A 26,739-nucleotide genomic window follows, 5' to 3' on the forward strand; every position below is an offset into this window, starting at 1 on the left:
CTGCCGCATAGTCGTCCGCATGAAAACCCCCGGCACGAGCCGGCATGACCAGGAGACAGCCGACGTGAAAGACGATCAGGACACCCCCGCCGCCGCCGAACCTACCCCGCGACGCCAGTTTCTCAAGCTGGCCGGCGCGGCGGTCGCGGCGGCCGGCTTCGGCGCCGACGCGCTGGCCGCGAACACGCCGCCGGCCGCCCCGGTTGCCGCCGGCGCGGGCGTCGATCCCGCGCCCGCGTTCCACGGCGCGACGAGCGCGCCCACCGCACCGCCCGCCGGCTACAACATCCTGTTCATCCTGACCGACCAGGAGCGCCACTTCGACCGCTGGCCGTTTCCGGTGCCGGGCCGCGAAGCGCTGCGCCGCGACGGCATCACGTTCATGCACCACCAGATCGCCGCGTGCGTGTGCTCGCCGTCGCGCTCGACGGTCTACACGGGGCAGCACATCCAGCACACCGGCGTGCTCGACAACGCGGGTGTGCCCTGGCAGAAGGACATGTCGCCGGACGTGCGCACCGTCGGCCACATGCTGCGCGACGCCGGCTACTACGCCGCGTATCTCGGCAAGTGGCACCTGAGCGCGTCGATGCACGAAACCGCGAGCCCGTACACGGCGCCCGTGGCCGAATACAACCGCACGATCCGGTCGTACGGCTTCGACGACTATTTCGGCGTGGGCGACCTGATCGGGATGGTGCGCGGCGGCTACCAGTACGACGGAATCACGGCCGAGGCCGCGGTGAGCTGGATGCGTAACCACGCGCCGCGTCTCGCGAAGGAAGGCAAGCCGTGGTTCCTCGCGGTGAATCTGGTGAACCCGCACGACGCGATGTTCGTGAACACCGATACGAACGGCTCGACGGTGCAGGACGCAAACCACCCGATGCTCGGCAACGCGCCGCCGCCGAACGACGCGCTGTATCGCACGTCGTGGCACGACGTGCCGCTCGCGGCATCGCGGCGGCAGCCGTACGACGAGCCGGGGCGGCCGCCCGCGCACGGGATGTTCAACGCCGCGCATGCGAACCTCGTCGGCCGCTATCCGTTCACCGACGAACGCCTGCGCATCTATCAGGATAACTACTTCAACTGCGTGCGCGATTGCGATACGCACGTCGTGCGCCTGCTGCAATCGCTGCAGTCGCTCGGCCTCGACGAACGCACGATCGTCGTGATGACGGCCGACCACGGCGATCACATCGGCGCGCACCAGCTCGTCGGCAAGGGCGCAACCGCGTACCAGCCGCAGAACCACGTGCCGCTCGTGATCCGTCATCCCGCGTATCCGGGCGGCATGCAATGCGATGCACTGACGTCGCACATCGACATCGCGCCGACGCTGCTCGGGCTCACTGGCCTCGACGATGCGCGCCTCGCGTCGATCCGCGGCAGCGCGCTGAAGGGGCACGACCTCACGCGCTGGCTCGCGAAGCCGGCCGATGCGAAGCTGCACGCGGCGCGCGATGCCACGCTGTTCAACTACGCGATGCTGCTCTACTACGACAGCGAATGGATGCTGAAGGAGCTGGGCACGATGCGCCAGAAAGGCGTGCCGGAGGACGAGCTGCTGCGCCGCGCGCTCGCGCAGCAGCCGGATTTCCGGTTGCGCGGCACGATCCGCAGCGTGTTCGACGGCCGCTACCGGTTCACGCGCTATTTCTCGCCGCTCGAATTCAACCGGCCGACGACGATGGAGGACCTGTTCGCGCGCAACGACGTCGAGCTGTTCGACATCGCGAGCGATCCGGGCGAGATGCGCAATCTCGCGATGGACAGGAAGCAGCACGGCGAGCTGCTGCTCGCGATGAACGGCCGCCTGAACGACCTGATCGCGAGCGAGGTCGGCGACGACAGCCCCGACGTGATGCCGATCCGCGACGGCAAGGTGCAGGTGCAGATCCGCAAGTGGCATTGAGGACCCAAGCGCCTCCGGACGCGGTGCAAACCGGGCGCCTTCGCGACCGGTCAAACCGCCTTTCCGTATCCGTGATTCAATGACGATCGAACCGGCGTCGCGCAGTCGGGCGGCACGGCGATTCGACACCTCATCGATCGACCCTCACTGGATCACCATGACGAACCCTGCCGAAATCAAGGCGCTCGTTTTCGATGTCTTCGGAACGATCGTCGACTGGAGAAGCGGCGTCGCCCGCGGCGCCGCCGCGTTCCTCGACCGCTACGCACCCGCGCTCGATCCGCTCGAATTCGCCGATGCGTGGCGAGCCGAATATTCGCCGTCAATGGAAGAAATCCGCAGCGGGCGCCGCCGCTACGTGCGGCTCGACGTCCTGCACCGCGAGAACCTCGTCCGCACGCTCGACCGCTACGGGATCGTCGACGTGCCCGACGCCGACATCGACGCGCTCAACCTCGCGTGGCACAGCCTCGACCCGTGGCCCGACGCCGTCGCGGCGCTGCAACGGCTGAAGCGGCGCTTCATCATCGCGCCGCTGTCGAACGGCAACATCCGGCTGATGGTCGACGTCGCGAAACGCGCGGGGCTGCCGTGGGATGCGATTCTCGGTGCGGAAGTCGTCCGCGCGTACAAGCCGTCGCCGCAGGTGTACAGCGACACGGTAGAGATTCTCGGCGTCGAGCCGGCCGAGCTGTGCCTGGTTGCCGCGCACAACGGCGATCTCGCAGCCGCGCGCCGGCAGGGGCTGTCTACCGCGTTCGTGCTGCGACCGACCGAACACGGGCCCGGCCAGACGACCGACCTGAAAGCCGACGATGCGTGGGACTTCGACGTCAAGGATCTGCACGAGCTCGCCGACCGGCTGGGTTGCCCGGGTTGATGCCGGAGTCGATGCGCGATCGCAGCGCGCTGCCGGCCGCACTGCAGGGCCGGCGGAACAGTGCGTCGGGCGCGTCGCGCATAAAGTCAGACGACTGGTAGACTCCGCCAACCCTGTCCCGTGCGGCCGCGTACCACTATGTCGTCACCCCTGCGTCTTGTCGAAGGCAAACTGACCGCATTGCGCTTTCTCGAGCGCCCCGACCAAGGCACGGCCGGAAGCAGTCAGGTGCCGCCCGTCGACCCCGAAGCCCGCAAGAAATCGCTCGGCTACTGGTTCACGCACAGCGTGGTGCCGATCATGGCAGCCCTCACCGGCAACGGGGCCGCGGCCAATGCGCTGGTGTTTCAGCAAACCGACGAAGACCTCATCCTGGCCCGGTTGAACGCCGCGGCCGACAAGATCGAGCATCCGGCGACGTGGTCCTACGCGAACCTGCGCGAGACCAAAACGTTCGTCTCGGAAAACGCGTTCGTGACCGTAGGGAAGAACGGCAAGATCCTGTTCGCGAAGCTTCCGGTGGAAATCGAAATCGGCGGCGAGTCGTACCGCGGGTTCCTGGGCGGGCAGTGTTTCGATATCGGCGACGACGTGGTTGCCGTGGTCGATCGCCGCGGCCGCCTGTTCGCGCTGTCGTCTCCCGACCGACACCGCATGGTCATGGATCACGCGTGCAGCGACACCGGGCTGGCCGGCCTCACGCACAGCCTCTGGCTGGCGTGGAAATGGATGTTCATCGGCACGAACTGCTTGCTCATCCCGATCATGATCCTGGCGCTATGGACCAGTGACGGCGGCTTTTCCGACAGGGGTATCGATCTGGCCATGCTGCTGGGCGGGCCGCTCACGGTGGGCGTCCTGCTCGCGCTGCTCGTGGGCGTGCGGTTGTCATGGTCCGACTGGCTGCCGGCGTGGCGCACGTCGGGCATCCTGAAGGCGCTGGGCCGGCCGGATCTGTGCACGTTCGATTTCTTCGATACCCGCACCGAGGCCGAACGCAACGGCCAGGCGCGCGACACGGATATCGGGCGGGTCTATTACGCGCCAGCAGCCCGCCAGGCCTAGCGCGCCGGCGCCATCTCGACCGCCTGCCCCCGTGCCGCCATCGCGAGGCGCCGCCAGTTGCGGGCCGCATACCGGTGCGCCTGGCGCAACGCGAGCCACAACCCGATCTGCCGGACCGGCTTGAAGAGGCCACGCGCACTGAACACGGTGCGCCGTTCGACGCGTGTCCTGCCGCCTTCGATGGGCGTCAGCGTGAATTCGTCCTCCAGCAGCCCGACCCAGTCGCGGCACCACACAGTCGACGCCACCATCCGGTAACGCAGCCGGCGATGCTCGTCGAGCACGAGGATCCGCTGGTCGATGGTGCCGCGATCGGTCGTGCACTGCCGCGTGTTGCCCACGGCCGGCACGCCTTCGAGCACGCGGCAACTGACCGGCTTCGGCACGCCGAGGCGGAACAGCAACGGCCGCGTGTCGTCCATCCGGGCATGGAGGAAATGCGGCCATACATGCTCGGGCCGGCAATCGAACGTCCACTGCGAATGAATTTCCACGACCGTCTCCTGGCGGCTGTCGGTGCGGCCATGATGGCACAACCGCGCCGCCGCCTCCGTTACTTCACGACCGCACGCCAGGCGGTTCGCGCATAGATGAGCAGCAACGGCAGCAGCGAAAGCGCAAACAGCAGGCAGAGCGCCAGCACCCACACCGGCCACTGTTCCGGATTCCCCCGCGCCCAGTAGCGGTAAGGCACGCTCAGGAACCCGATTTCCATCAGCAACGCGCCGAGCGGCACGAGCCCGTTCATCACCACCGCCACGCCGAAGCGGGCCGCGCGGTCGAGATTCCGGCCGGCGCCGTACGCCGCGATCAGGTAAAGGAAGTACCCGGTCATTGCGACCATCAGCCCGCCGCCGGCCAGCAGGCCGACACTGCGCACGCTGCGTTCGTGCAGTTGATTCGCGCCCTGGGGCAGCACGACATCGACGCGCTCGCCGATCTCCGGCACGCTGCCCGAGCGGATGTTGCCCGGCAGCACGATCCGCTCGCCATCCGGCATCACGGCTTCCAGGATCGACGTGTACTTGATGCACCGATATGTTGCGGTGCGCCCGCTGCTGTCGCGGCGCTCGCAGGTGTCCCACTCGGACTGGTAGGACACGACGGTCGCCTCGTATTTCGGCGACACCGCCAGTTCGTAGAGTTCGTCGCCGATCCAGTACGCGAACGGGAAGAACAGCGACACCAGGCAAAAGCACACGAGCCACCAGAACGCGACCGCGCCGCCAGCCCCGCGCTTGCCGCCGGTCTGGCGGCGCACCATGCGCGACGCGAGCCAGTACGCGGCGACGCCGAATACGGCCACACAGACCACGAAAACCTTGCCCGCATGCGTCAACGCCATCTGCGTTTCCCCCGATAACCGGCCGGATCTTCGCCAGCCGCTTTTTTCGACCAGATCGATCAAATCGTCGTCACTGCCACCGCAACCGCCGCACTCGCCCGCTCCGCTATTCCGGCTCGCCGACGAATCTCAGCCGCCCCGATTCTCCCGACAGCAGCGCGCGATTCGCGTCCGCCGCCGCGCGCAGGTAATCCCACAGCGCGGTCACGCGCCGCAGCTTGCGCAAATCCTCGCGGCACGTCAGCCAGAAGCACCGCGTGACGACCACGTCGTCCGGCAGCACGGGCACGAGCGCCGGCTGCGTGGCCGCCATGAAGCACGGCAGGATCGCGAGCCCGCCGCCCTGCAGCGCCGCGAAATACTGCGCGATCACGCTCGTCGTGCGCAGCCCGGCCGTCGCGCCCGGCACCGCGCGGTCCAGGTACAACAATTCGTTGCTGAACGCGAGATCGTCGACGTAGCTGATGAACGCGTGCTGCGCGAGATCGGCCGTGCAGGTGATCGGCGCGTGATTCGCGAGATAGTCGCGCGTCGCATAGAGCCGCAGCTGGTAGTCGCACAGCTTGGTGACCACGTAAGGCCCGCGCTCGGGCCGCTCCAGCGTGATCGCGAGATCCGCCTCGCGCTTCGGCAGGTTGACGAAATGCGGCACCGGCAGCAGGTCGACCGTCACGTGCGGGTGCTCGGCGCGAAACTGTGCGAGCTGCGGCGCGAGGAAAAAGCAGCCGAACCCTTCCGTCGACCCGATCCGCACGTGGCCCGACAGCGCCTCGCCCGTGTTCGCGACCTGGTCGCAGGCGGACTGCACGGTCGTCTCCATCGCGTCCGCATACGCGACGAGCCGCTGCCCTTCGGCCGTCAGCGTGAAGCCGCCGGATCGCGACTTGTCGAACAGCAGCGTGCCCATCGCGGCCTCGAGCGCGCGGATGCGCCGCGCGACGGTCGTGTAGTCGACGCCGAGCCGCTTCGCGGCGCCGCTCGCGCGCTGCGTGCGCGCGACTTCGAGGAAAAAGCGCAGGTCGTCCCAGTTCAGGTTGCCGGAAACCGGCTCGGTGGCATGTCGCATCGGCGAGGGAAAAAGGGGCTGGAGTCTCCGGGCCGGCCGTCGATATGCATAAATGCATATCCAACCGGTTTCTTTATCGGTACATGATGAATCTGCGCATAACTATACTCGACCGTGACCTGCGGACTACGAGCCGCGGCACCACCACGGAGACACCATGCAGACCCGATCCACCCTCGATGAGCATGCGACAGTCGCGGCGCCGGCACCCGCCCGCACCGCGAAGCACTACCTGCTGGCCGGCTGGGCCAGCATGGCCGGCACCACGATCGAGTGGTACGACTTCTTCCTCTACGGCACGGCCGCCGCCCTCGTGTTCAACCGCATCTTCTTCCCGTCGCTGGACCCGGTCGTCGGCACGCTCGCCGCGTTCGGCACGTTCGCGGTCGGCTTCATCGGCCGGCCGATGGGCGGCATCGTGTTCGGCCACTTCGGCGACCGCATCGGCCGCAAGTCGATGCTGATGATCACGCTGCTGCTGATGGGCGTGCCGAGCATGATCATCGGGCTGATCCCGTCGTACGACAGCATCGGCTACTGGGCCGCCGCACTGCTGATCGCGATGCGCTTCCTGCAGGGAATGGCCGTCGGCGGCGAATGGGGCGGCGCGGTGCTGATGGCCGTCGAACACGCGCCGAAGGGCCGCAAGGGGCTGTTCGGCAGCCTGCCGCAGACGGGCGTCGGGCTCGGCCTGATCCTGTCGTCGGTCGCGATGGCCGCGGTGGCCGCGCTGCCGGAAGCCGACATGCTGTCGTGGGGCTGGCGCGTGCCGTTCCTCGCGAGCATCGCACTCGTCGGCCTCGGCTGGTTCATCCGCGCGAAAGTGCCCGAATCGCCCGACTTCGAGAAGATGCAGCGCCAGGGCAAGGCCGAGAAGTCGCCGGTGACGGCCGCGCTGCGCCGCCACCCGCGCGAGGTGCTGACGATCGTCGGCGCGCGCGCCGCCGAGAACACGTGGTTCTACATGGTCGTCACGTTCGCGCTCGCGTACGCGACGCAGCAGCTGCACCTGCCGAAGGCCGAGATGCTGCACGCGATCACGGCCGGCGCCGCGCTGTCGCTCGTCACGATGCCGCTGTGCGGCCACCTGAGCGACAAGATCGGCCAGCGCCGGATGTTCGCGATCGGCCTCGTGCTGATGTGCGCGTTCGCCGCGCCGTTCTTCATGATGCTCGCCACGCAGCAGGTGTCGTACGCATGGTGGGCGATCGTGCTCGGCCTCGGCGTCGTGTTCCCGATCCTCTATGCGCCGGAATCGCTGCTGTTCGCGCAGCAGTTCCCCGCGGAAATCCGCTACAGCGGCATCTCGCTGTCGGTGCAGCTCGCCGGCGTGATCGGCGGCGGCTTCGCACCGATGATCGCGACGTCACTGCTCAAGGTCGGCGGCGGCCAGCCGCACTACGTGATCGCGTACCTCGTCGGCTTCGGCGTGTTCGCGCTCATGTGTACCGCGCTGATGCGCCCGGCACGCACCTGAGCACGCCGGCCGCATCCGTTCGATTTCAGTTCAGCCCGCTGCCCGCCGCGCATGCACACGCGGCGGAAGCAGCCCCCCTTTTTTCATCGTCACACCGCTTTCCGGAGAGTTCCATGAACGCCGCAGTTCCCCAGACCACCCTCGCCCTGCCCACCGCCAAGCTGCTGATCGACGGCGCGTTCGTCGAATCGCAAAGCGCCGAATGGGGCGACATCGTCAACCCCGCGACGCAGGAAGTGATCGGCCGCGTGCCGTTTGCGACGCTCGACGAGGTCGATGCCGCAATCGCGGCCGCGCAACGCGCATTCCAGACGTGGAAGACGACGCCGATCGGCGCGCGGCTGCGCATCATGCTGAAGTTCCAGGATCTCGTGCGCCGCAATCTCGAACGGATCGCGCACACGCTGACGGCCGAGCAAGGCAAGACGCTGCCCGACGCGCAAGGCGACATCTTCCGCGGCCTCGAAGTGGTCGAGCACGCGTGCTCGATCGGCACGCTGCAGCAAGGCGAATTCGCGGAGAACGTCGCGGGCGGCGTCGATACCTACACACTGCGCCAGCCGATCGGCGTGTGCGCGGGCATCACGCCGTTCAACTTCCCCGGCATGATTCCGCTGTGGATGTTCCCGATGGCGATCGTCTGCGGCAACACGTTCGTGCTGAAGCCGTCCGAGCAGGATCCGCTGTCGACGATGCAGCTCGTCGAGCTCGCGATCGAGGCCGGCGTGCCGCAAGGCGTGCTGAACGTCGTGCACGGCGGCAAGACGGTGGTCGACCGCCTCTGCACGCATCCGGACATCAAGGCGATCTCGTTCGTCGGCTCGACGCGCGTCGGCACGCACGTGTACAACCTTGGCAGCCAGCACGGCAAGCGCGTGCAGTCGATGATGGGCGCGAAGAACCACGCGGTCGTGCTGCCCGATGCGCACCGCGAGCAGTCGATCAACGCACTCGTCGGCGCAGGCTTCGGCGCGGCTGGCCAGCGCTGCATGGCGACGTCGGTCGTCGTGCTCGTCGGCAAGGCGCGCGACTGGCTGCCCGAACTCGTCGAGAAGGCGAAGGCGCTGAAGGTCAATGCCGGCGCCGAAGCCGGCACGGACGTCGGGCCGGTCGTGTCGAAGGCGGCGAAGGAACGCATCCTGTCGCTGATCGACTCGGGCGTGAAGGAAGGCGCGACGCTGTTGCTCGATGGCCGCGACGTGAAGGTGCCCGGCTACGAGCAGGGCAATTTCGTCGGCCCGACGATCTTCTCGGGCGTGACGACCGACATGTCGATCTACAAGGAAGAAATCTTCGGGCCGGTGGTGGTCGTGCTCGAGGCCGACACGCTCGACGAAGCGATCGCGCTCGTCAACCGCAACCCGATGGGCAACGGCGTGGGCCTGTTCACGCAAAGCGGCGCGGCCGCACGCAAGTTCCAGAGCGAGATCGACATCGGCCAGGTCGGCATCAACATCCCGATCCCGGTGCCGGTGCCCTACTTCAGCTTCACGGGCTCGCGCGGCTCGAAGCTCGGCGATCTCGGCCCGTACGGCAAGCAGGTCGTGCAGTTCTACACGCAGACCAAGACGGTCACCGCGCGCTGGTTCGACGACGACGCGACGGCCGGTGGCGTGAACACGACGATCGCGCTGCGCTGATCGATATGCATGGAATTCGACTAGGTGCTAGAGCGCCAAGCCCGGTCGACCGCGAAGCATGGGACCGGACCAAGCGCTGAAGCGCCAAGTCCGGTCGACAAAGGAACCACACACATGGAAATCGCATTCATCGGGCTCGGCAACATGGGCGGCCCCATGGCCGCCAACCTGCTCAAGGCCGGCCACGCGCTGACGGTGTTCGACCTCGACGCGCACGCGGTCGACGTCGCGGTACGCGCCGGCGCGACGGCCGCCGGCTCGCCGCGCGAAGCGGCCGCGCGCGGGGCCATCGTGATCACGATGCTGCCGGCCGCGCAGCACGTGCGCGCGGTCTACCTCGGCGACGAAGGCGTGCTGGCCGGCGCACGTGCCGGCGCAACGCTGATCGACTGCAGCACGATCGATCCGGGCACCGTGCGCGCGGTGGCCGACGCCGCCGCACAGCGCGACTTCCCGCTCGCCGACGCGCCCGTGTCGGGCGGCACCGGCGGCGCGCAGGCCGGCACGCTGACCTTCATGGTCGGCGCGGACGCGGCACTGTTCGAGCGCATCCGCCCCGTGCTGCTCGACATGGGGAAGAACGTCGTGCACTGCGGCGGCACGGGCACCGGGCAGATCGCGAAGATCTGCAACAACCTGCTGCTCGGGATCTCGATGATGGGCGTCTCGGAAGCGATGGCGCTCGGCGCCGCGCTCGGGATCGATCCGGCCGTGCTGGCCGGCATCATCAATACGTCGACCGGCCGCTGCTGGAGCTCGGACACGTACAACCCTTATCCAGGCGTGAGCGACACCGCGCCGGCCGCGCGCGGCTACGCGGGCGGGTTCGCGGCGAACCTGATGCTGAAGGATCTCGGGCTCGCGACCGAAGCGGCGCGCAGCGCGCACCAGCCGGTGTGGATGGGCGCGCTCGCGCAGCAGCTCTATCAGTCGATGAGCCAGCAGGGGCTCGGCACGCTCGACTTCTCCGCGTGCGTGAAGCTGTACGAGGCGCAGCCGGCGTAACCGCCGCAGCCTGCACCGGACGTGCGCCGACCCGCGATGCGCGTGAACGGCATCGCGGGTCGTTTTGCTAGCGGGGAAAGAAAAACGCGGGCGGCGACGGCGCGTCAACGCCGCCGGTCGTTCAGCCGCGCGGGTTCGACGCGGTCTCGAAGGTCGGATGGCACTCGAACGCGAGTTCGGAGCGCGCGTCGACACTGCTGCGGCCGGTCAACGATTCCTGCTTCATGCTCGCGCGCATCCCGCGCTGCGTGCAGTAATCGGCGGCCTCGCTGAGCGCCTTTTCATGGGCGTCGGCCCACGACGTCGATACACCCACCGTGCGGGTCTTCACGGTGTAAACGTTCGGGTTGGACGTCGCGGTCACGTCGGAAGCGGTCGAACACGCGGCGAGCAAGCATGCAGCAGCCGCGACGGTCAACCATCGCAAGGTTCGAAAGGAAACTGGAGTGGACATGGGGGGCAAGCGCGCGCCGTTCGACGCGCATTGAGCAACATAGCCGACAGTATGCCTGCTCGATCGCCGGAGATCATGCCCCTTTCAGTGAACACATTGTTTCGAATGGTTAAACGATGAGGAAAATGGGGCAATATTTCCGCCCCATTTCCGGGCCAGATCGCGCCAACGAGTAGTTTTGCCCGGTCGGCCCGCCACAGCGCGTTGCACGGTGGCCGATCAGTGCGCGGCTTCCCGCCGGATCCTTGCCGACGCTTCCGCCAGGTTCCGCCAAGCCGGCTGCCCCGGCGCATAGCGCGCGCGGATGTAGGCGGCAAGCTCGGCCATCTGCCGGTCGTCGAACGCGTCGCCGAAACCCGGCATGTAGCCGAGCTCGCCGGTGGCCGGCTGGTCGATCCCGTGATGCAGCACGCGCAGCAGGTTGTCCGGCGCGGCCTGGCTGACGCTCGTGTTGAGCCCCATCAGCGGGCGTACGCCGAAATGCCCGACGCCGCCCGATTCCGCATGACAGACCGCGCACGCGGCGTCGAACGCCCGGCGACCGTTCTCCAGGCCCAGCGTCGCGACGGCTTCCGCGCCGCGCGCCTGCCGGGCGGCCGCGTCCGCGGCGGCCGCCGCATCGACGGGCGGCGACAGCGACGCGAGATAGTGCGCGATCGCCTGGACATCGGCCTCGGGCAGCGACGCGAGCCCTGCGACGACGGGCGCCATCGGCCCGGCCGCGACGCCATGCTGCGCGGAGAAGCCCGTGCGCAGGTAGTCGAACAGCGCACCTTCGGTCCATGGCACCGGCGTCGCCGGCGACGCGACGAGCGGCGGCGCGACCCAACCCTCGGCCTCGCCGCCCGACAGGTACGCAAAACCGCCCTTCTCGGCACCCAGCGCGTTGCGCGGCGTATGGCACGCGCCGCAGTGCCCGGCGCCGTCGACCAGATACTTGCCGCGATTCCACATCGCGGAGCGCGACGGGTCCGGCGCGAACGGCCGCGCATCGTGAAACAGCCAGTTCCAGCCGGCGACGAGACGCCGCTGGTCGAGCGGGAACGGCAGCTTCGTCTTCGGCGGCACGTGCTTCACCGGCGGCTGCGACATCAGGTACGCATAGAGCGCGAGCAGGTCGGGCTCGCTCAGCTTCGCGAACGCCGTGTACGGGAACGCCGGGTACAGGTGCGTGCCGTCGCGCGAGATGCCTTCGCGCATCGCACGCGCGAACGCCGGATACGACCATGTGCCGATGCCGGTTTCCGGATCGGGCGTGAGGTTCGTCGTGTAGATCGTGCCGAACGGCGTATCGAGCGCGAGCCCGCCCGCGTTGGTCGCGCCGCCGGGCGCGGTGTGGCACACCGCGCAGTCGCCGGCGAGGGCGACCAGGCGGCCGCGCTCGAGCGTCGCCGCGCTCCACATCGCGCCGTCCGCGCCGCCGGGCGCAATGGGTACGATCGACGCGGGGCCGGGCAGGATCGCGCAGGCCAGACCGATCAGCCCGCCGACCACCCCACCCACGCCACCGCCGGCCAGCCAGCGGCGCCAGCGCGATGCGCGACGCGGGTCGCTGCGCCCCGCTTCGGCGGAATCGGCCGGCACCGGTCGCGCGAGCGCCGCGCGAATGCGCTCGGCGTCGAACGGCGGGGCGCGAAACCGTACGCCCGTCGCGTCGTACAGCGCGTTCGCGATCGCCGCCGCGGCGGGCGCCGCCGCCTGCTCGATCCGGCGCGCATCGTGCACGGACAGTTCGCCGTGCGCGCGATGCGCGGTGTCGTCGAACGCAATCAGTTCGTGCGCGATCGCATCCGGCTGCGCACTCATGTCGGTTTCGTCGTACGCGGGCCGTGCGGACAAGCGCGCGCCCATCACGCGCGAAATCGCCGCCTCGATCTGCCATGCGGGCAAGCCGCCCATCGACGCGTCGCCCGGCTCGCCGGCGCCCTGCCCGGCCACAACGCGCCGCACCGCGACGTCGCCCGTTGCACGATCGACATCGAGATCGACGACCCATGCGGACCAGCGTGCATCGCCGTCGCTGTCGTGTATCGCATCGGCCGTCGGCGGTGGGTTGCCAGACCGTGCTGCCGCGCCATCGAACGCGAAGCCGCGCCCGCTCAGGCGCGCATGCGCCCCCGCGTCGACCGCGGCCGGCGCGCCCCATGCAGCGCGCTCGCTGACCATCCGGATAATTTCGCGCGGCCCCGCGTCCCGCGCCGCATCGAGATGCTGCAGGCGCAACGCGACCGGGTCGCACCGCAGCGCGTCCGCAAGTTCGTCGACGAAGGATTCGCGCGCGAATGCGTGCGCGTGTCCGGGAATCGTGTGGCCGGCGTCGGCGAGCTCGATCGACGTCCGCGCATGCCGGTAGACGAACGGCGCGGCGGGGCCGGTATCCGCAGGTTCGGTCTTCGCACCGTGCGGCGTGTGACGATCGTCCGTTGCCGCCTGCGCGCGATAGCGCCAGGTCGTCATCCGCCCGTCGGACGCGGTCCGCGCTTCGATGTCGAGCGATACCTGCGCGTCTGCATGCGCATCGCCGATCGGCCATGTGTAGCGCGCGTGGTGCGCGCGCGATGCATCGGTGCCGGCTTCGTCGGGCAGCCCGGGTACCGTCACGCGCTCCGGCGCGACAGGCAAGCCTGCGTCAGGCTTCATCGCCGCCTCGCAGGTAGCGTGCCGCGCGATGCACGGCCCGGATGATCTCCAGGTGCGTGCCGCAGCGGCAAAGATTGAAGCGCAGCGCATCGCGGATCGCCGCATCGTCCGGCACGGGATTGCGGCCGAGCAGCGCCTTCGTGCTCATGATCATCCCGTTCAGGCAATAGCCGCACTGCGCGGCCTGCTCGTCGATGAACGCGCGCTGGATCGGATGCGGCGCGTCGCGCGACCCGAGCCCTTCGAGCGTCGTGACGTCGCGCCCGCTCGCGGCGGCGGCCGGCACGACGCACGAACGCGTCGCCTGCCCGTCGACCAGCACCGTGCATGCGCCGCACTGCCCGAGCCCGCAGCCGTATTTCGGGCCGTTGAGCGCGCAGTCGTTGCGCAGGACCAGCAGCAGCGGCGCATCGGGCGCGGCATCGTCGAAGGTGTGCGGCGTGCCGTTCACGCGAAACGCCAGCGGCCGCGACGGAGAAGCGGGATGGGACATGAATGGATCCGGAATGCGGCGCGCGGGCCGAGGGCGACGGACAGCAGGCGACCGGCTGCGGGCAACCGGCAGCGGGCACTGCCGCCGGTTGGCGCCCGCCGGCGCGCGCCCGACATATAACACGCCGAAAACACACGTACCGGCGCTCGCGACGGCGCAGCGCCGGCCGGCACGGGCATCGCGTACGCGTCAGGCCACGGCCGCGACGCTGTTGCGCGACGGCGAGACGAGCGGCACGTCGAACACGTCGTAGCCGAACACCCACGACGGATCCTCGTTCGTGCGCAGCCACGTGTTGTTGTGCGACACGAGCTGCACCTTCGACGCGCGCGCCGCGCGATTCGCCTCGTACAGCGCGAACGCGCCCGCGTAGTCGCTGACGCCGACTTCGTCGAGGCAGCGCGCGAGCATCGCCGCATCCTCGATCGCCATCGCCGCGCCCTGCGCCATGTGCGGCTTCATCGGATGGCACGCGTCGCCGAGCAGCACGAGGCGGCCGCGGCTCCACAACGGCAGCGGATCGCGCTCGAGCAGCGGCCATTTGGTGATCGACGGCGACACGTCGATCAGGTGCTGGATGTCGGCATGGAAACCCGCGAACGCCTCGCGCATTTCGTCGCGGCTGCTGTCGACCATCGATACGCCCTCCGGCCATTCGGCCTGCGGCACGCCGGTCACGTAGTAATACTCGTCGCGCTTCTCGGTCACGTAGTAGACCATCATGTGGCGATCCTCCGACCACCATTTCACGCACATGTCGTACGGCTTGTTGCCGAGCAGCGACGCCGGGAACACCGCGCGGTGCGCGACGTAGCCCGTGTAGCGCGGCGGTTCCGCGCCGAGCAGGTGCTCGCGGATCCGCGAATTCACGCCGTCCGCGCCGATCACGATGTCGGCCGTGTCGACGCTGCCGTCGGTGAACGTCAGGCGCACCGCGTCGCCGGTGTCCTCCACCGCCGCGAGCCGCTTGCCGAAGCGGATCGTGCCGGGCGTCACCGCCTGCGTCATCAATGCATGGAAATCGCCGCGATGCACGGTCAGGTAGCTCGCGCCGTAGGCCTTGCGAGCGTAGTCGCCGAGCGGGATCTGCGCGAGCACGTCGGCCGTCTGCCAGTCGCGGCTGTACCAGAAATCCGGATGCGAACCCATCGTCTCCAGCGCGTCCTCGCAGCCGATGCGCCGCATGATCTTCATCACGTTCGGGCCAAGGTGGATGCCCGCGCCGAGGCGCGAGAACGCCGGCGCCTGCTCGTACAGCGCGACGTCGTAGCCGCCGCGCTGAAGCAGCGCCGCGGCGGCCGTGCCGCCGAGACCGGCGCCGATGATTGCGATACGGGGTGTGCTCATGCGGATCTCCTGATCGTGGGCCCGTCGCCGGACACGGCGCGAGAACGGGCGGATTGAATGGCGTTTATGTAGCGTACACACTCAATTTATTCAGGACAAGCGGATTATCTTTCGTTGCCCGGACACTCGGGAAAACACCAATAATTCCTCGATAATCCGCACGCTCAAGAGGATGAAGCACGATCGACACCATTTTGATCCATTGCCATTTTCAAATGTACACACTAGACTTTGCTCGACATCCGGCGATCCCGCACCAGCGTGCCGCCCCACCCTTACCGACACGGAGCCTCCCGTCATGAGCAAGACCTACCGCATCGGCCAGATCGTGCCGAGTTCCAACACGACGATGGAAACCGAGATTCCCGCGATGCTGCGGCTACGCGAAACGATCCGCCCCGAGCGCTTCACGTATCACTCGAGCCGGATGCGGATGAAGAAGGTCGTCAAGGAAGAACTCGCGGCGATGGATGCCGAATCCGACCGCTGCGCGGTGGAGCTGAGCGATGCGCGCGTCGACGTGCTCGGCTACGCGTGCCTCGTCGCGATCATGGCGATGGGGCACGGCTACCACCGCGTGTCGCAGGCGCGCCTGACCAAGCACACGGCGGACAACGGCGCGCAGGCGCCGGTGCTGACGAGTGCGGGCGCGCTCGTCGACGCACTGAAGGTGATCGGCGCGAAGCGGATCGTCGTCGTCGCGCCGTACATGTTGCCGCTGACCGAACTCGTGGTCGACTACATCCGCAACGAAGGCTTTGACGTGCTCGCGTACCGTGCGCTGGAGATCCCCGACAACCTCGACGTCGGCCGCCACGACCCGGCACGCCTGCCCGACATCGTGAAAACGCTGCCTTACCAGGACGCCGATGCGATCGTGCTGTCCGCGTGCGTGCAGATGCCGTCGCTGCCTGCCGTCGCGAAGGTCGAGGCGATGACGGGCAAGCCCGTGATCACGGCCGCGATCGCAACGACCTACGCGATGCTGCGCGAGCTCGACCTCGAGCCCGTCGTGCCCGGCGCCGGCGCGCTACTGTCCGGCGCGTACTGAGCGCGGCCCATTCGACGGAGTCCATTCATGCCCTCGACTTTCCTGTATGGCGCGAACATCCGCGCGAACGGCATCCGCCAACACTACCTGCGCTACGGCGGCGCGACCGGCGCGCGCGCAGCGCGCCCGGCGATCGTGCTGATTCCCGGCATCACGAGCCCCGCGATCACGTGGGGTTTCGTCGGCGAAGTATTCGGCGCGGCGTTCGATACCTACGTGCTCGACGTGCGCGGCCGCGGGCTGTCCGACGCGTCGCCGTCGCTCGACTACAGCGTCGATGCACAGGCCGACGACATCGCGGCATTCGTCGCCACGCTCGGCCTGCCACGCACGAGCCTCGTCGGCCATTCGATGGGCGCGCGGATCGCTGCGCGCGCCGCGCGGCGCACCCTCCGCGGGCTCGAATCGGTCGTGCTCGTCGATCCGCCGGTGTCGGGCCCGAACCGCCGCGACTATCCGGGCAAGCTGCCGTGGTACATCGACTCGATGGCGCTCGCGCGCGCCGGCACCGACGCCGAAGGCATGCGCGCGTTCTGCCCGACCTGGACCGACGCCGAACTGCAGTTGCGCGCCGAATGGCTGCACACCTGCGACGAGCGCGCGGTGCGCGCGTCGTACGAAGGCTTCCACACCGACGATTTCCACGCGGATGCCGCGCAGCTGGCCGTGCCGTCGCTGCTGATCACGGCCGAACGCGGCGACGTGGTACGCGACGACGATGTCGTCGAGCTGCAGCGCGCGACGCCGTCAATGCGGCACGTACGCGTGCCCGACGCCGGCCACATGATTCCGTGGGACAACGCACCGGGCTTCTACGCGGCGTTCGGCGACTTCCTCGGCGCGCCGCTCGCGGCCTGATCGCGCGGCGCCCGCCTCTTTCCTTCACGCCTTTACCGGAGCCGACGATGCCAGTCAGCGATACCCAACTGATCGACGCGTGGAAGCAGGTGCTCACGCTGTCACGCCTCGAACCGGGCCAGACCGTCACGATCCTGACGAGTGCGGCCACCCACCCGCAGACGCTGTCGTGCGCGCTGATCGCGACGCAAACGATGGGCGCGATCGTCAACCGGCTCGACCTGCCGCCGGTGAACGGCGACAAGGCGTTCAGCCGCGACCCGCTCGCGTATCTCGGCACGACGCCGCTGACCGGCAACAAGGCCGCGATCGCCGCGCTGCGCGAGAGCGACCTCGTGCTCGACCTGATGACGCTGCTGTTCTCGCCCGAGCAGCACGAGATCCTGAGGTCCGGCACGAAGATCCTGCTCGCGGTCGAGCCGCCCGAAGTACTTGTGCGGATGGTGCCGACGCTGGCCGACCGCACGCGCGTGCTCGCCGCGGCGAAGCACATTGCCGCCGCCCGCGAGATGCGCGTGACGTCGGCGGCCGGCACCGCGCTCGTGTGCCCGCTGGGCGAGTTCCCGCCGACGGCCGAATACGGCTTCGTCGACACGCCCGGTCGCTGGGACCACTGGCCGAGCGGCTTCGCACTGACCTACCCGAACGACCGTACCGCGCGCGGCACGATCGTGATCGATCGCGGCGACATCCTGTTGCCGCAGAAGCACTACGTGAGCGAGCCGATCGTGCTGACCGTCGAAGGCGGCTACGCGACGCGCATCGAAGGCGGCATCGATGCCGACCTGCTGCGCGACTACATGGAAACCTTCGCCGACCCCGAAGGCTATGCGATCTCGCATATCGGCTGGGGGCTGCAGCCGCGCGCACGCTGGTCGACGCTCGGGCTGTACGACCGCGAGGCGACGATCGGGATGGACGCGCGCGCGTTCGAGGGCAATTTCCTGTTCTCGCTCGGCCCGAACAACGAAGGCGGCGGCAACCGCACGACCACCTGCCACATCGACATCCCGCTGCGCCGCTGCACGGTCGAACTCGACGGCACAACCGTCGTGCGCGACGGCCGCGTGACCGACCAACCCGCCTGACCGACGAGCCCCCAACACCATGAACGATCTCTCCCGCCACGCCGAAGCGAACGTCTATCGCCAGCAGGGTTTCGGCACGCCACTGCCGCCGCACGGCAACATCGGCCTCTTGATCGTCGACTTCGTGGTCGGCTTCGCCGATCCCGCGACGTTCGGCGGCGGCAACATCGCACCGGCGATCGCGCGCACGACGCGTGCGCTCGCGCTCGCGCGCGAACGCGGCTGGCCCGTTGCGCACAGCCGCATCGTGTACGCGGAAGACGGCAGCGACGACAACGTGTTCTCGCTGAAGGTGCCCGGCATGGCTACGCTGACCGAGCACCATCCGAACAGCGCGATCGTGCCGGAGCTCACGCCCGCACCCGGCGAGCTCGTCGTGCGCAAGACCGTGCCGTCTGCATTCTTCGGCACGCAGCTGGCACCGTGGCTCGCGCAACGCGCGGTGCAGACGCTGCTCGTCGCGGGCGCCGTGACGAGCGGCTGCGTGCGCGCGAGCGTGGTCGACGCGATGTCGCACGGGTTCCGCCCGCTCGTGCTCGCCGACTGTGTCGGCGATCGCGCGATCGCGCCGCACGACGCGAACCTGTTCGACATGCAGCAGAAATACGCGGCCGTGATGCCGCTCGACGATGCGATCGCGGCGATCGATGCGGTGCAGGCGCGCACGCGCTGAATCGTCGCGGCGGGCCGGCGGCTTCACTGGCCGGCGCCCGCCCGCGCGATTGACGCTGCGCTTTTGGCGGCCTAGATTGGCGTCGCGTGCGCTCGCGACGGCCACCGCCGTTGCGCCCGACGCACCCCGCGAACAGGACGCACGGGCCGCCGGCCGCCTCGCCCCGCGCAAGCCGCAGCCGGCCGCGCGCCGCCCCTCCCTCGACAGGACCCTTCATCCGTGAACCGCTCCGAACTGCTCGCGCGCAACGGCTGCCTGACCGTGATCCGGCCGCCCGCGCCACCCGTCAAGCCGGCGCCCGGCCAGCCGGGCAGCCTGTCGTCCTACGTGCCGGCGCTGCCGGAAGTGTTCGTCGCGATTCTCGACGACGGCCGCATCCTCGCGTTCAACGGCCACGTCGATCTCGGCACCGGCATCCGCACGTCGCTCGCGCAGATCGTCGCCGAGGAACTCGATGTGCCGGTCGCGCGCGTGACGATGGTGCTCGGCGACACGGCCGCGACACCGAACCAGGGCCCGACCATCGCGAGCGCGACGATCCAGATTTCCGCGACGCCGCTGCGCTGCGCGGCCGCGCAGGCACGCCAGGCGCTGCTGGCGCTTGCCGCCGAACGGTTCGATGTCGACGCGGCGCAACTGCACATCGACGATGCGACTATCTCGGCGAACGGGCAAACTGCCACGTTCGCCACGCTTGTCGCCGCGCACCGGATCGCGCTGACACTGGACCTGAACACCCGCACGAAAGATCCCGCCCTATACCGGATCGTCGGCAGGTCGTCGCCGCGCGTCGACCTGCCCGCGAAGGCAACCGGCCAGCTCACGTTCGTGCACGACATGCGCGTGCCGGGCATGCTGCACGGCCGTGTCGTGCGGCCGCCGTATGCAGGGCACGACAGCGGCGCATTCGTCGGCACCTCGCTCGTCGACGTCGACCGCGCGTCGGTGGCCGACGTGCCGGGGCTCGTGGCCGTCGTCGCGATCGGCGATTTCGTCGGCGTGGTGGCCGAGCGCGAGGAACACGCGATCCGTGCGGCGCGCCAGCTGCGCGTGACGTGGCGCCCGCTCCCCGCGCTGCCGCCGCTCGACGCACCGGCTGCCGCGATCGCCGCCGCGCCGGCCAAACGCCGCGTGCTGCTCGACGAAGGCGATGTCGACGCGGCGCGTGCGCAGCCCGACACGATCACACTGTCGCGCACCTACGCGTGGCCGTTCCAGATGCACGGCTCGATCGGCCCGTCATGCGCGCTCGCCGACTATCGCGAGCCCGGCGACGGCCGGATCACCGTGTGGTCCGGCACGCAGAATCCCGTATCGCTGCGCTACGACCTCGCGACGCTCGTCGCACGCGACGAAGCCGATTTCGACGTGGTGCGGATGGAAGCGGCCGGCTGCTACGGCCGCAACGGCGCGGACGACGTGTGCGGCGACGCGCTACTGCTGTCGCGCGCGGTCGGCCGCCCGGTGCGCGTGCAGCTCTCGCGCGCGGACGAACATCTGTGGGAACCGAAAGGCGCGGGCCAGTCGATGCAGGTGACCGGCACCGTCACGCACGACGGCCGCCTGCTCGGCTACGACTTCACGACGCGCTACCCGTCGAACGACGCGCCGCTGCTCGCGGCGCTGCTGACCGGCACGATCGCGCCCGAGCCGCGCGTGTTCGAGATGGGCGACCGCACCGCCGTGTCGCCGTACGCGAGCCCGCATCGCCGCTTCGTCTGCGAGGATCTCGCACCGCTCGTGCGCGCGTCGTGGCTGCGCGGCGTGTCGGCGTTGCCGAACTCGTTCGCGCACGATGCGTTCGTCGACGAATGCGCGGCGCTGACCGGCGTCGACCCGCTCGCGTTCCGGCTGTGCCATCTGCAGGACACCCGCGCAACCGAACTGCTGCAGGCCGTGGCCGACCGCGCGGGCTGGACGCCGCGCGTGCGGCGCACGCCGCATGAACCCTCTGCATCGCGGCTCGCGCACGGCCGAGGGATCGCCTACGCGCGCTACGTGCACAGCCGCTTCCCCGGCTTCGGCGCCGCATGGTCGGCATGGATCGTCGACCTGTGCGTCGATCGCGTGTCGGGCGAGATCCGCATCGAACGCGTGACGGTCGGCCAGGACACGGGCACGATGATCAACCCCGATGGCGTGCGCCACCAGATCCACGGCAACGTGATCCAGGTATTGAGCCGTACGCTGAAGGAGCGCGTGCGCTTCGCCGACGGCAAGGTCGCGTCGCGCGAATGGGCGAGCTATCCGATTCTCACCTTCGCGGAAGTGCCGGACGTCGATGTCGTGCTGATGCCGAGGCAGGGCGAGCCGCCGCTCGGCGCGGGAGAATCGGCGTCGGTGCCGGGCCCTGCCGCCGTCGCGAACGCGTTGTTCGATGCGACCGGTGTGCGGTTCTACGCGCCGCCGTTTACGCCGGAGACGGTCCGGGCCGCGTTACGCGACGCAGGCCGGCTGATGACGGCCGACGCGGCTGGTGCGCAGGTCGCAACCGGCACGGCTTAGGCACCGCGCGCTGCGTCGCAGGATCGAATCGGCCGACCGGACGGGCACGACTACGACCCCGCGAGCGACGCACATCAAGCGTCGCCGTCTTCTTCCATCATCTTGCGCAGCAGGAACTGCAGCGCGACCCGCTCGCCCGGATTGAGCGCGCCATACGTACGCTCCGTCACCTGCCGTGCGAACGGCACCGTGCGGTCGATCAGCGCGACGCCGGTCGCGGTGGCGCGCACGATCAGCTTGCGGCCGTCGTTCGGATCGGGCAGCACCTCGATCAGCGCGCGCGCCTTCAGGCGATCGACCACGCCGCGGATCGTCGCCTGGTCGATCGCGGTCGCCTTGACGATGTCATTCAGCGAGCACCCCTGGCGCTCCTTGACCGCACACAGCGTGACGAACTGCGCGGCCGTGAGATCCGAATCGGGGATCGCTTCCTGGAAGATCGACACGTGCCGCTGATACGCGCGGCGCAGCAGGTGCCCGACCTGGTCGTGAAAGTCGTAGGAATCCTTCGAAGACGCCATGAAAGTAAAGGCCCGTGCCGCATGTAAGTGAAAGACAAGCAGTGTACACCCTCAATTTGGCACAACCTGCAGCCGGGTCGCCGCTTCATTGCGGTGCATCAGGATTCGCGGCACCGGGAGTGCGGCGCGCCTGACGATCGGCCGACAGCTGCGCACTGCCGGCCGAGCACGTCGCCGCGACGGCAGGCCATGCACGTTCGAAGCTGCTGCCGCGCACGTGCTTGCGCGCATCGGCAGACTTTCGTGCACACACTTCACTTTTAAGCGCATACGCACGAATTTTGTGCATGATTCCGCACCTCTCAATCCTCTTTCAAATCGCGCTCATTTCTGTCAAAAACCTCATCAAACACGCGGTTTTTCTCACGCAAACGCTTGCCTTATCGTGGCCGGAATCGTGCCTGTGCGATTCGGTATTTTCTAGTGTGTACGCTATTTAATTGCCGTGATATACAGACTCCAGTGCGCAGCGGAACGTCCGCTCGCGTCGATCGGCCACCCATTCATCCGACACATTCGAACAGGGGCAATCCCATGTCTACCGCACACCCGAGCGCCGCCGTTTCCCCCGACGACGCGCTGCACGGCAATCTGTATCGCAAGGTCACGCTGCGCCTGATCACCCTCTTCTGCCTGTGCTACTTCGCGGCCTATCTCGACCGCATCAACATCGGGCTCGCGAAACTCCAGATGCTCGACGCGCTGAAGTTCAGCGATACCGTGTACGGGCTCGGCGCCGGCCTGTTCTTCGCCGGCTACATCCTGTTCGAAGTCCCGAGCAACCTGGTGCTGCAACGCGTCGGCGCGAAGCTGTGGATCGCGCGGATCATGATCACGTGGGGCCTGCTGTCGGGTGCGACGATGTTCGTGCACACGCCGATGCAGTTCTACACCGTGCGCTTCCTGCTCGGCGCGGCCGAGGCCGGCTTCCTGCCCGGCGTGCTGCTGTACCTGACGCAGTGGTATCCCGATGCGCGCCGCGCGCGGATCGTCGCGCTGTTCATGGTCGGACTGCCGTTGTCGAGCATGATCGGCAGCCCGATCTCCGGGTGGATCATGCGCGCGTTCGACGGCGCGCACGGGCTCGGCGGCTGGCAGTGGCTGTTCCTGCTCGAAGCGCTGCCGTCGGTGCTGCTCGGCTTCGCGGTGCTGCGCTGGCTGCCCAACAACATCGAGTCCGCGCAGTGGCTGAACGCCGACGAGAAGCACGCGCTGCGTACGAACCTCGATGCCGATCCGTCCGGCAACAAGAGTCATGCGCTCGGCAAGGCGTTCTCCGATCCGAAGGTATGGGCGCTCGGCCTGATCGACCTGTGCGTGCTGCTCGGCCTCTATGCGGTGAGCTTCTGGCTGCCGACGATCCTGCGCGACACCGGCGTGAAGGATGCGTATCACATCGGCTGGCTGATGGTGATCCCGAATGCCGCGGCCGTGCTCGCCACGCTGTACTGCGGCGCAAGCTCCGACCGCGCGCGCGAACGCCGCTGGCATATCGTCGTGCCGTTCATGGTGTCGGCCGTTGCGCTGGCGATCGCGGCATCGTCGTCGCACGGCACGTTCGGGACGGTGCTGCTGTTCTCGCTGATCAACGCGGGCGCGGCCGCCGCGATGCCGGTCGTCTGGGCGTTGCCTTCGACGTTCCTGAAGGGCTCGGCCGCCGCCGGCGGGATCGCGTTCGCGTGCTCGATCGCCAACCTCGGCGGGTTCGGCAGCACCTACTTCATCGGCTGGCTGCGCGACACGTTCCATTCGCAAAGCGCGGGACTGTACGGTTTCGCCGCGTGCATGGTGATTGGCTGCGCCCTCGCGCTCGCGTATCCGGCCCGGCTCGTGAACCGCTGACGCAGCGCAACGGCCGCGCAACGCGGTCGTTTTTACAACCGCGCCGAGCGCGCGGCCCACTCCACGTTCCCCGCTTCGCCCCGCGCACGCTGCCCCGCCGGCGCGTGCGCACTTCCCGCCGCCGCTTCCCCACGCCCTTCCCGCCGCCCTTCGCCGCGCAGGCACATCGCTTGCGTCATCCACACGCCCGCCGATCCGGCGGACAGCATCCTTCCCTCAATCGGCGCTGCGCACCGCGCGATCCCTCGCGCGACGATCCCGCATCGCAATCAGGATGCCGGCGAAGACGGCTCGCGATACATGACGAAGTGAATATCGCCGCATGACGCCTCCGCTGATGTCGACGTGGATGGAGCCCGCTGGAGAGCAATTCCCGTGCCGAACCGGCCGTCGGCGGCCCCTGGATTCCATTCATTTTTCAAATGACGCCTAACCGAATATTTAATTTCCCATGACCGTGCCGGCCTTCCATACTCGCGAACAAATCCGAGACATAACGTCCACGGCGGCCGGGCCGGCGCAGCGTTCCCACGCTGCCGGTTTTGCGCCCCGCACATGGAAGGAGACAACGGCGTGCAACTGGAAGCCACCCACCGCCCGGGCATCGTGCTCGGCGCGGACGACGCATCGTATCGAACCGATTCGGCCGCGCGCGACCCGGCGCTGAGCCCGCGGCTGCACAACTCCGACCTCGCGCCCACCAAGGCCGAGGGCCGGACGTGGGGCCGCTACAGCATCTTTGCGCTGTGGACCAACGACGTGCACAACATCGCGAACTACTCGTTCGCGATCGGGCTGTTCGCGCTCGGCCTGTCGGGCTGGCAGATGCTCGCGTCGCTCGCGATCGGCGCGGTGCTCGTGTACTGCTTCATGAACCTGACCGGCTACATGGGCCAGAAGACCGGCGTGCCGTTCCCGGTGATCAGCCGGATGAGCTTCGGCATCTACGGCGCGCTGCTGCCCGCGATGATCCGCGCGGTGATCGCGATCGCATGGTTCGGTATCCAGACCTATCTCGCGTCGGTCGTGCTGCGCGTGCTGCTCACCGCGATCTGGCCGGGCCTCGCCGCATTCGACCAGAATGCGATCTTCGGGCTATCGTCGCTCGGCTGGGTCACGTTCGTCGCGATCTGGCTCGTGCAGATCGGCATCCTCACGTACGGGATGGAAATGGTCCGCAAGTACGAGGGGCTGGCCGGCCCGGTCATCCTCGTCACGACGCTGTCGCTCGCCGCATGGATGTATAGCCGCACCGGCGGCCATCTCGCGATGTCGATCGGCAAGCCGCTGACCGGCTTCAAGATGTGGACGGAGATCTTCGCGGGCGGCTCGCTGTGGCTCGCGATCTACGGCACGCTGGTGCTCAACTTCTGCGATTTCGCGCGCTCGTCGCCGAGCGCGAAGACGGTGCGCGTGGGCAACTTCTGGGGCCTGCCGGTCAACATCCTCGTGTTCGCGACGATCAGCTTCGTGCTTGCCGGCGCGCAGTTCAAGCTGAACGGCCACATCATCCACAGCCCGACGGAAATCATCGCGACGGTGCCGAACAAGCTGTTCCTCGTGCTGGGCTGCCTCGCGTTCCTGATCGTGACGGTCGCCGTGAACATCATGGCGAACTTCGTCGCGCCGGCCTTCGTGCTGACGAGCCTCGCGCCGCATCGCCTGTCGTTCCGCCGCGCGGGCCTGATCAGCGCGACGGTCGCCGTGCTGATCCTGCCGTGGAACCTGTACAACAGCCCGATCGTGATCGTCTACTTCCTGTCCGGCCTCGGCGCGCTGCTCGGCCCGCTGTACGGGATCATCACGGTCGACTACTGGCTCGTGCGCAAGCAGCGCGTGAACGTGCCCGACCTCTATACCGAAGCGCCCACCGGCACCTATTTCTACACGCGCGGCGTGAACCGCAAGGCGCTCGCGGCGCTCGTGCCGTCCGCGCTGATCTCGATCACGCTCGCCGTCGTGCCGGCCTTCAGCGCGATGACGCCGTTCTCGTGGCTGCTCGGCGCGGCCATCGCGGGCAGCGTGTACTGGCTGCTGGCCGATCGCAAACGGCACTACGAGGAGCGCTCGGGCGAACCCATCGCGGTCGCCTGCGCCCAACACTGAAACACACGCATACGGAGTCGCAATGAGGATCCTGGTAGTCAACGTCAACACGACCGAGTCGATCACCGACGCGATCGCCGCGCAGGCGCAGGCCGCCGCGTCGCCGGGCACGGAGATCGTCGGGCTGACGCCGCGCTTCGGCGCGGAGTCGATCGAAGGCAACTTCGAGAGCTACCTCGCGGCGATCGCCGTGATGGATCGCGTGCTGAGCTACGACGAGCCGTACGATGCGGTGATCCAGGCCGGCTACGGCGAACACGGCCGCGAAGGGCTGCAGGAACTGCTGACGGTGCCCGTCGTCGACATCACCGAAGCGGCCGCGAGCGTCGCGATGCTGCTCGGCCACCGTTACTCGGTCGTCACGACGCTCGACCGCACGGTGCCGCTGATCGAGGATCGCCTGAAGCTCGCCGGGCTCGACGCGCGCTGCGCGTCGGTGCGCGCGAGCGGCCTCGCGGTGCTCGAACTCGAGGAGAACCCGGCCCGCGCGATCGAATCGATCGTCGGCCAGGCGCAGCGCGCGGTGAAGGACGATCACGCGGAAGTGATCTGCCTCGGCTGCGGCGGGATGGCCGGCCTCGACCGGCAGATCGAGGAATGCACGGGCGTACCGGTCGTCGACGGCGTATCGGCCGCGGTCGCGCTCGCCGAGTCGCTGGTGCGCCTGAAGCTGAAGACGTCGAAGGTCCGCACCTACGCGCCGCCGCGCCCGAAGCGGATCGTCGGCTGGCCCGGCACCTTCGCAAAATGACGCGCCGCCGGCCC

General features: G+C 68.5%; 22 protein-coding genes. 14 read left to right on the top strand and 8 right to left on the bottom strand.

Going from position 1 to position 26,739, the window contains the following annotated elements; translation table 11 throughout:
* The first annotated feature begins 64 nt into the window (after nucleotides 1-64).
* The 3 genes from BCO18175_RS21835 to BCO18175_RS21845 all read left to right on the top strand — a co-directional run bounded on the left by BCO18175_RS21835 (nucleotide 65) and on the right by BCO18175_RS21845 (nucleotide 3,863).
* Nucleotides 65-1,918, top strand: a complete 1,854-nt coding sequence (locus BCO18175_RS21835; protein ID WP_174983894.1) for a sulfatase-like hydrolase/transferase — start codon at nucleotides 65-67, stop codon at nucleotides 1,916-1,918.
* A gap of 157 nt (nucleotides 1,919-2,075) precedes the next feature.
* The gene (locus BCO18175_RS21840) at nucleotides 2,076-2,798 is read left to right on the top strand and encodes a haloacid dehalogenase type II (RefSeq protein WP_174983895.1); all 723 of its coding nucleotides are present in this window, start codon (nucleotides 2,076-2,078) and stop codon (nucleotides 2,796-2,798) included.
* 138 nt (nucleotides 2,799-2,936) lie between these two features.
* Nucleotides 2,937-3,863 carry a hypothetical protein gene (locus tag BCO18175_RS21845; RefSeq protein ID WP_174983897.1) on the top strand — a complete coding sequence of 309 codons (927 nt, stop codon included), beginning with the start codon at nucleotides 2,937-2,939 and terminating at the stop codon, nucleotides 3,861-3,863.
* Here BCO18175_RS21845 and BCO18175_RS21850 read toward each other — a convergent pair.
* From BCO18175_RS21850 to BCO18175_RS21860, 3 genes are all read right to left on the bottom strand, one after another.
* Entirely contained in the window at nucleotides 3,860-4,357 is a 498-nt protein-coding gene (locus BCO18175_RS21850) for an SRPBCC family protein (RefSeq protein ID WP_174983899.1), read from the bottom strand. The genes BCO18175_RS21845 and BCO18175_RS21850 overlap by 4 nt on opposite strands.
* 59 nt (nucleotides 4,358-4,416) lie before the next feature.
* Nucleotides 4,417-5,208, bottom strand: a complete 792-nt coding sequence (locus BCO18175_RS21855; RefSeq protein WP_174983901.1) for a uracil permease — start codon at nucleotides 5,206-5,208, stop codon at nucleotides 4,417-4,419.
* Between the two features lie 106 nt (nucleotides 5,209-5,314).
* The gene (locus BCO18175_RS21860; protein ID WP_174974531.1) at nucleotides 5,315-6,274 is read right to left on the bottom strand and encodes a LysR family transcriptional regulator; all 960 of its coding nucleotides are present in this window, start codon (nucleotides 6,272-6,274) and stop codon (nucleotides 5,315-5,317) included.
* 157 nt (nucleotides 6,275-6,431) lie between these two features.
* On the opposite strand from BCO18175_RS21860, the gene BCO18175_RS21865 reads away from it, so the two are divergent.
* From BCO18175_RS21865 to mmsB, 3 genes are all read left to right on the top strand, one after another.
* Nucleotides 6,432-7,751, top strand: coding sequence for an MFS transporter (locus tag BCO18175_RS21865; protein WP_174983903.1), 1,320 nt, complete (start codon nucleotides 6,432-6,434; stop codon nucleotides 7,749-7,751).
* A gap of 113 nt (nucleotides 7,752-7,864) precedes the next feature.
* A complete protein-coding gene (locus tag BCO18175_RS21870; RefSeq protein ID WP_174983904.1) occupies nucleotides 7,865-9,391 on the top strand; it encodes a CoA-acylating methylmalonate-semialdehyde dehydrogenase in 1,527 nt (508 codons plus the stop codon).
* 114 nt (nucleotides 9,392-9,505) lie between these two features.
* Entirely contained in the window at nucleotides 9,506-10,396 is an 891-nt protein-coding gene (mmsB, locus tag BCO18175_RS21875; protein WP_174983906.1) for a 3-hydroxyisobutyrate dehydrogenase, read from the top strand.
* A gap of 121 nt (nucleotides 10,397-10,517) precedes the next feature.
* Here mmsB and BCO18175_RS21880 read toward each other — a convergent pair whose 3' ends face one another.
* From BCO18175_RS21880 to BCO18175_RS21895, 4 genes are all read right to left on the bottom strand, one after another.
* Nucleotides 10,518-10,850 (bottom strand): hypothetical protein, encoded by a 333-nt coding sequence (locus BCO18175_RS21880; RefSeq protein ID WP_174911019.1) that lies wholly within the window; start codon nucleotides 10,848-10,850, stop codon nucleotides 10,518-10,520.
* Nucleotides 10,851-11,069: 219 nt separating this feature from the next.
* On the bottom strand, nucleotides 11,070-13,490 hold the full coding sequence (locus BCO18175_RS21885; RefSeq protein WP_174983908.1) for a c-type cytochrome: 2,421 nt from the start codon (nucleotides 13,488-13,490) through the stop codon (nucleotides 11,070-11,072).
* Entirely contained in the window at nucleotides 13,480-13,983 is a 504-nt protein-coding gene (locus BCO18175_RS21890; RefSeq protein WP_174983910.1) for a (2Fe-2S)-binding protein, read from the bottom strand. Before BCO18175_RS21890 ends, BCO18175_RS21885 begins: the two co-directional genes overlap by 11 nt.
* Nucleotides 13,984-14,172: 189 nt before the next feature.
* Nucleotides 14,173-15,330 (bottom strand): FAD-dependent monooxygenase, encoded by a 1,158-nt coding sequence (locus BCO18175_RS21895; protein ID WP_174911028.1) that lies wholly within the window; start codon nucleotides 15,328-15,330, stop codon nucleotides 14,173-14,175.
* 298 nt (nucleotides 15,331-15,628) lie between these two features.
* Between BCO18175_RS21895 and BCO18175_RS21900 the strand changes: the two genes are divergently transcribed.
* The 5 genes from BCO18175_RS21900 (at nucleotide 15,629) to BCO18175_RS21920 (ending at nucleotide 21,505) form a co-directional block, all read left to right on the top strand.
* Nucleotides 15,629-16,381: a maleate cis-trans isomerase family protein gene (locus BCO18175_RS21900; RefSeq protein WP_048246304.1), complete on the top strand. Its 753-nt coding sequence runs from the start codon at nucleotides 15,629-15,631 to the stop codon at nucleotides 16,379-16,381.
* Nucleotides 16,382-16,408: 27 nt separating this feature from the next.
* Entirely contained in the window at nucleotides 16,409-17,239 is an 831-nt protein-coding gene (locus BCO18175_RS21905; protein ID WP_174983912.1) for an alpha/beta fold hydrolase, read from the top strand.
* A gap of 47 nt (nucleotides 17,240-17,286) precedes the next feature.
* Complete coding sequence (locus BCO18175_RS21910; protein ID WP_174983913.1) at nucleotides 17,287-18,327, top strand: 2,5-dihydroxypyridine 5,6-dioxygenase; 1,041 nt, start codon at nucleotides 17,287-17,289, stop codon at nucleotides 18,325-18,327.
* 19 nt (nucleotides 18,328-18,346) lie between these two features.
* Complete coding sequence (locus tag BCO18175_RS21915; RefSeq protein WP_174983915.1) at nucleotides 18,347-19,000, top strand: isochorismatase family protein; 654 nt, start codon at nucleotides 18,347-18,349, stop codon at nucleotides 18,998-19,000.
* A 219-nt stretch (nucleotides 19,001-19,219) separates the two neighbouring features.
* Nucleotides 19,220-21,505, top strand: coding sequence for a xanthine dehydrogenase family protein molybdopterin-binding subunit (locus BCO18175_RS21920; protein WP_174983917.1), 2,286 nt, complete (start codon nucleotides 19,220-19,222; stop codon nucleotides 21,503-21,505).
* Nucleotides 21,506-21,579: 74 nt separating this feature from the next.
* On the opposite strand, the gene BCO18175_RS21925 is transcribed toward BCO18175_RS21920, so the two are convergent.
* Nucleotides 21,580-22,026 carry a MarR family winged helix-turn-helix transcriptional regulator gene (locus tag BCO18175_RS21925; protein ID WP_174911047.1) on the bottom strand — a complete coding sequence of 149 codons (447 nt, stop codon included), beginning with the start codon at nucleotides 22,024-22,026 and terminating at the stop codon, nucleotides 21,580-21,582.
* A gap of 534 nt (nucleotides 22,027-22,560) precedes the next feature.
* On the opposite strand from BCO18175_RS21925, the gene BCO18175_RS21930 reads away from it, so the two are divergent.
* From BCO18175_RS21930 to BCO18175_RS21940, 3 genes are all read left to right on the top strand, one after another.
* Entirely contained in the window at nucleotides 22,561-23,868 is a 1,308-nt protein-coding gene (locus BCO18175_RS21930; protein ID WP_174983919.1) for an MFS transporter, read from the top strand.
* A gap of 555 nt (nucleotides 23,869-24,423) precedes the next feature.
* Nucleotides 24,424-25,974, top strand: coding sequence for an NCS1 family nucleobase:cation symporter-1 (locus BCO18175_RS21935; RefSeq protein WP_174983922.1), 1,551 nt, complete (start codon nucleotides 24,424-24,426; stop codon nucleotides 25,972-25,974).
* A gap of 22 nt (nucleotides 25,975-25,996) precedes the next feature.
* Nucleotides 25,997-26,725, top strand: a complete 729-nt coding sequence (locus BCO18175_RS21940) for an aspartate/glutamate racemase family protein (RefSeq protein ID WP_027791222.1) — start codon at nucleotides 25,997-25,999, stop codon at nucleotides 26,723-26,725.
* Nucleotides 26,726-26,739: the final 14 nt, after the last annotated feature.

The sequence above is a fragment of the Burkholderia lata genome (genome assembly GCF_902499335.1).
GTDB lineage: Bacteria > Pseudomonadota > Gammaproteobacteria > Burkholderiales > Burkholderiaceae > Burkholderia > Burkholderia lata_B.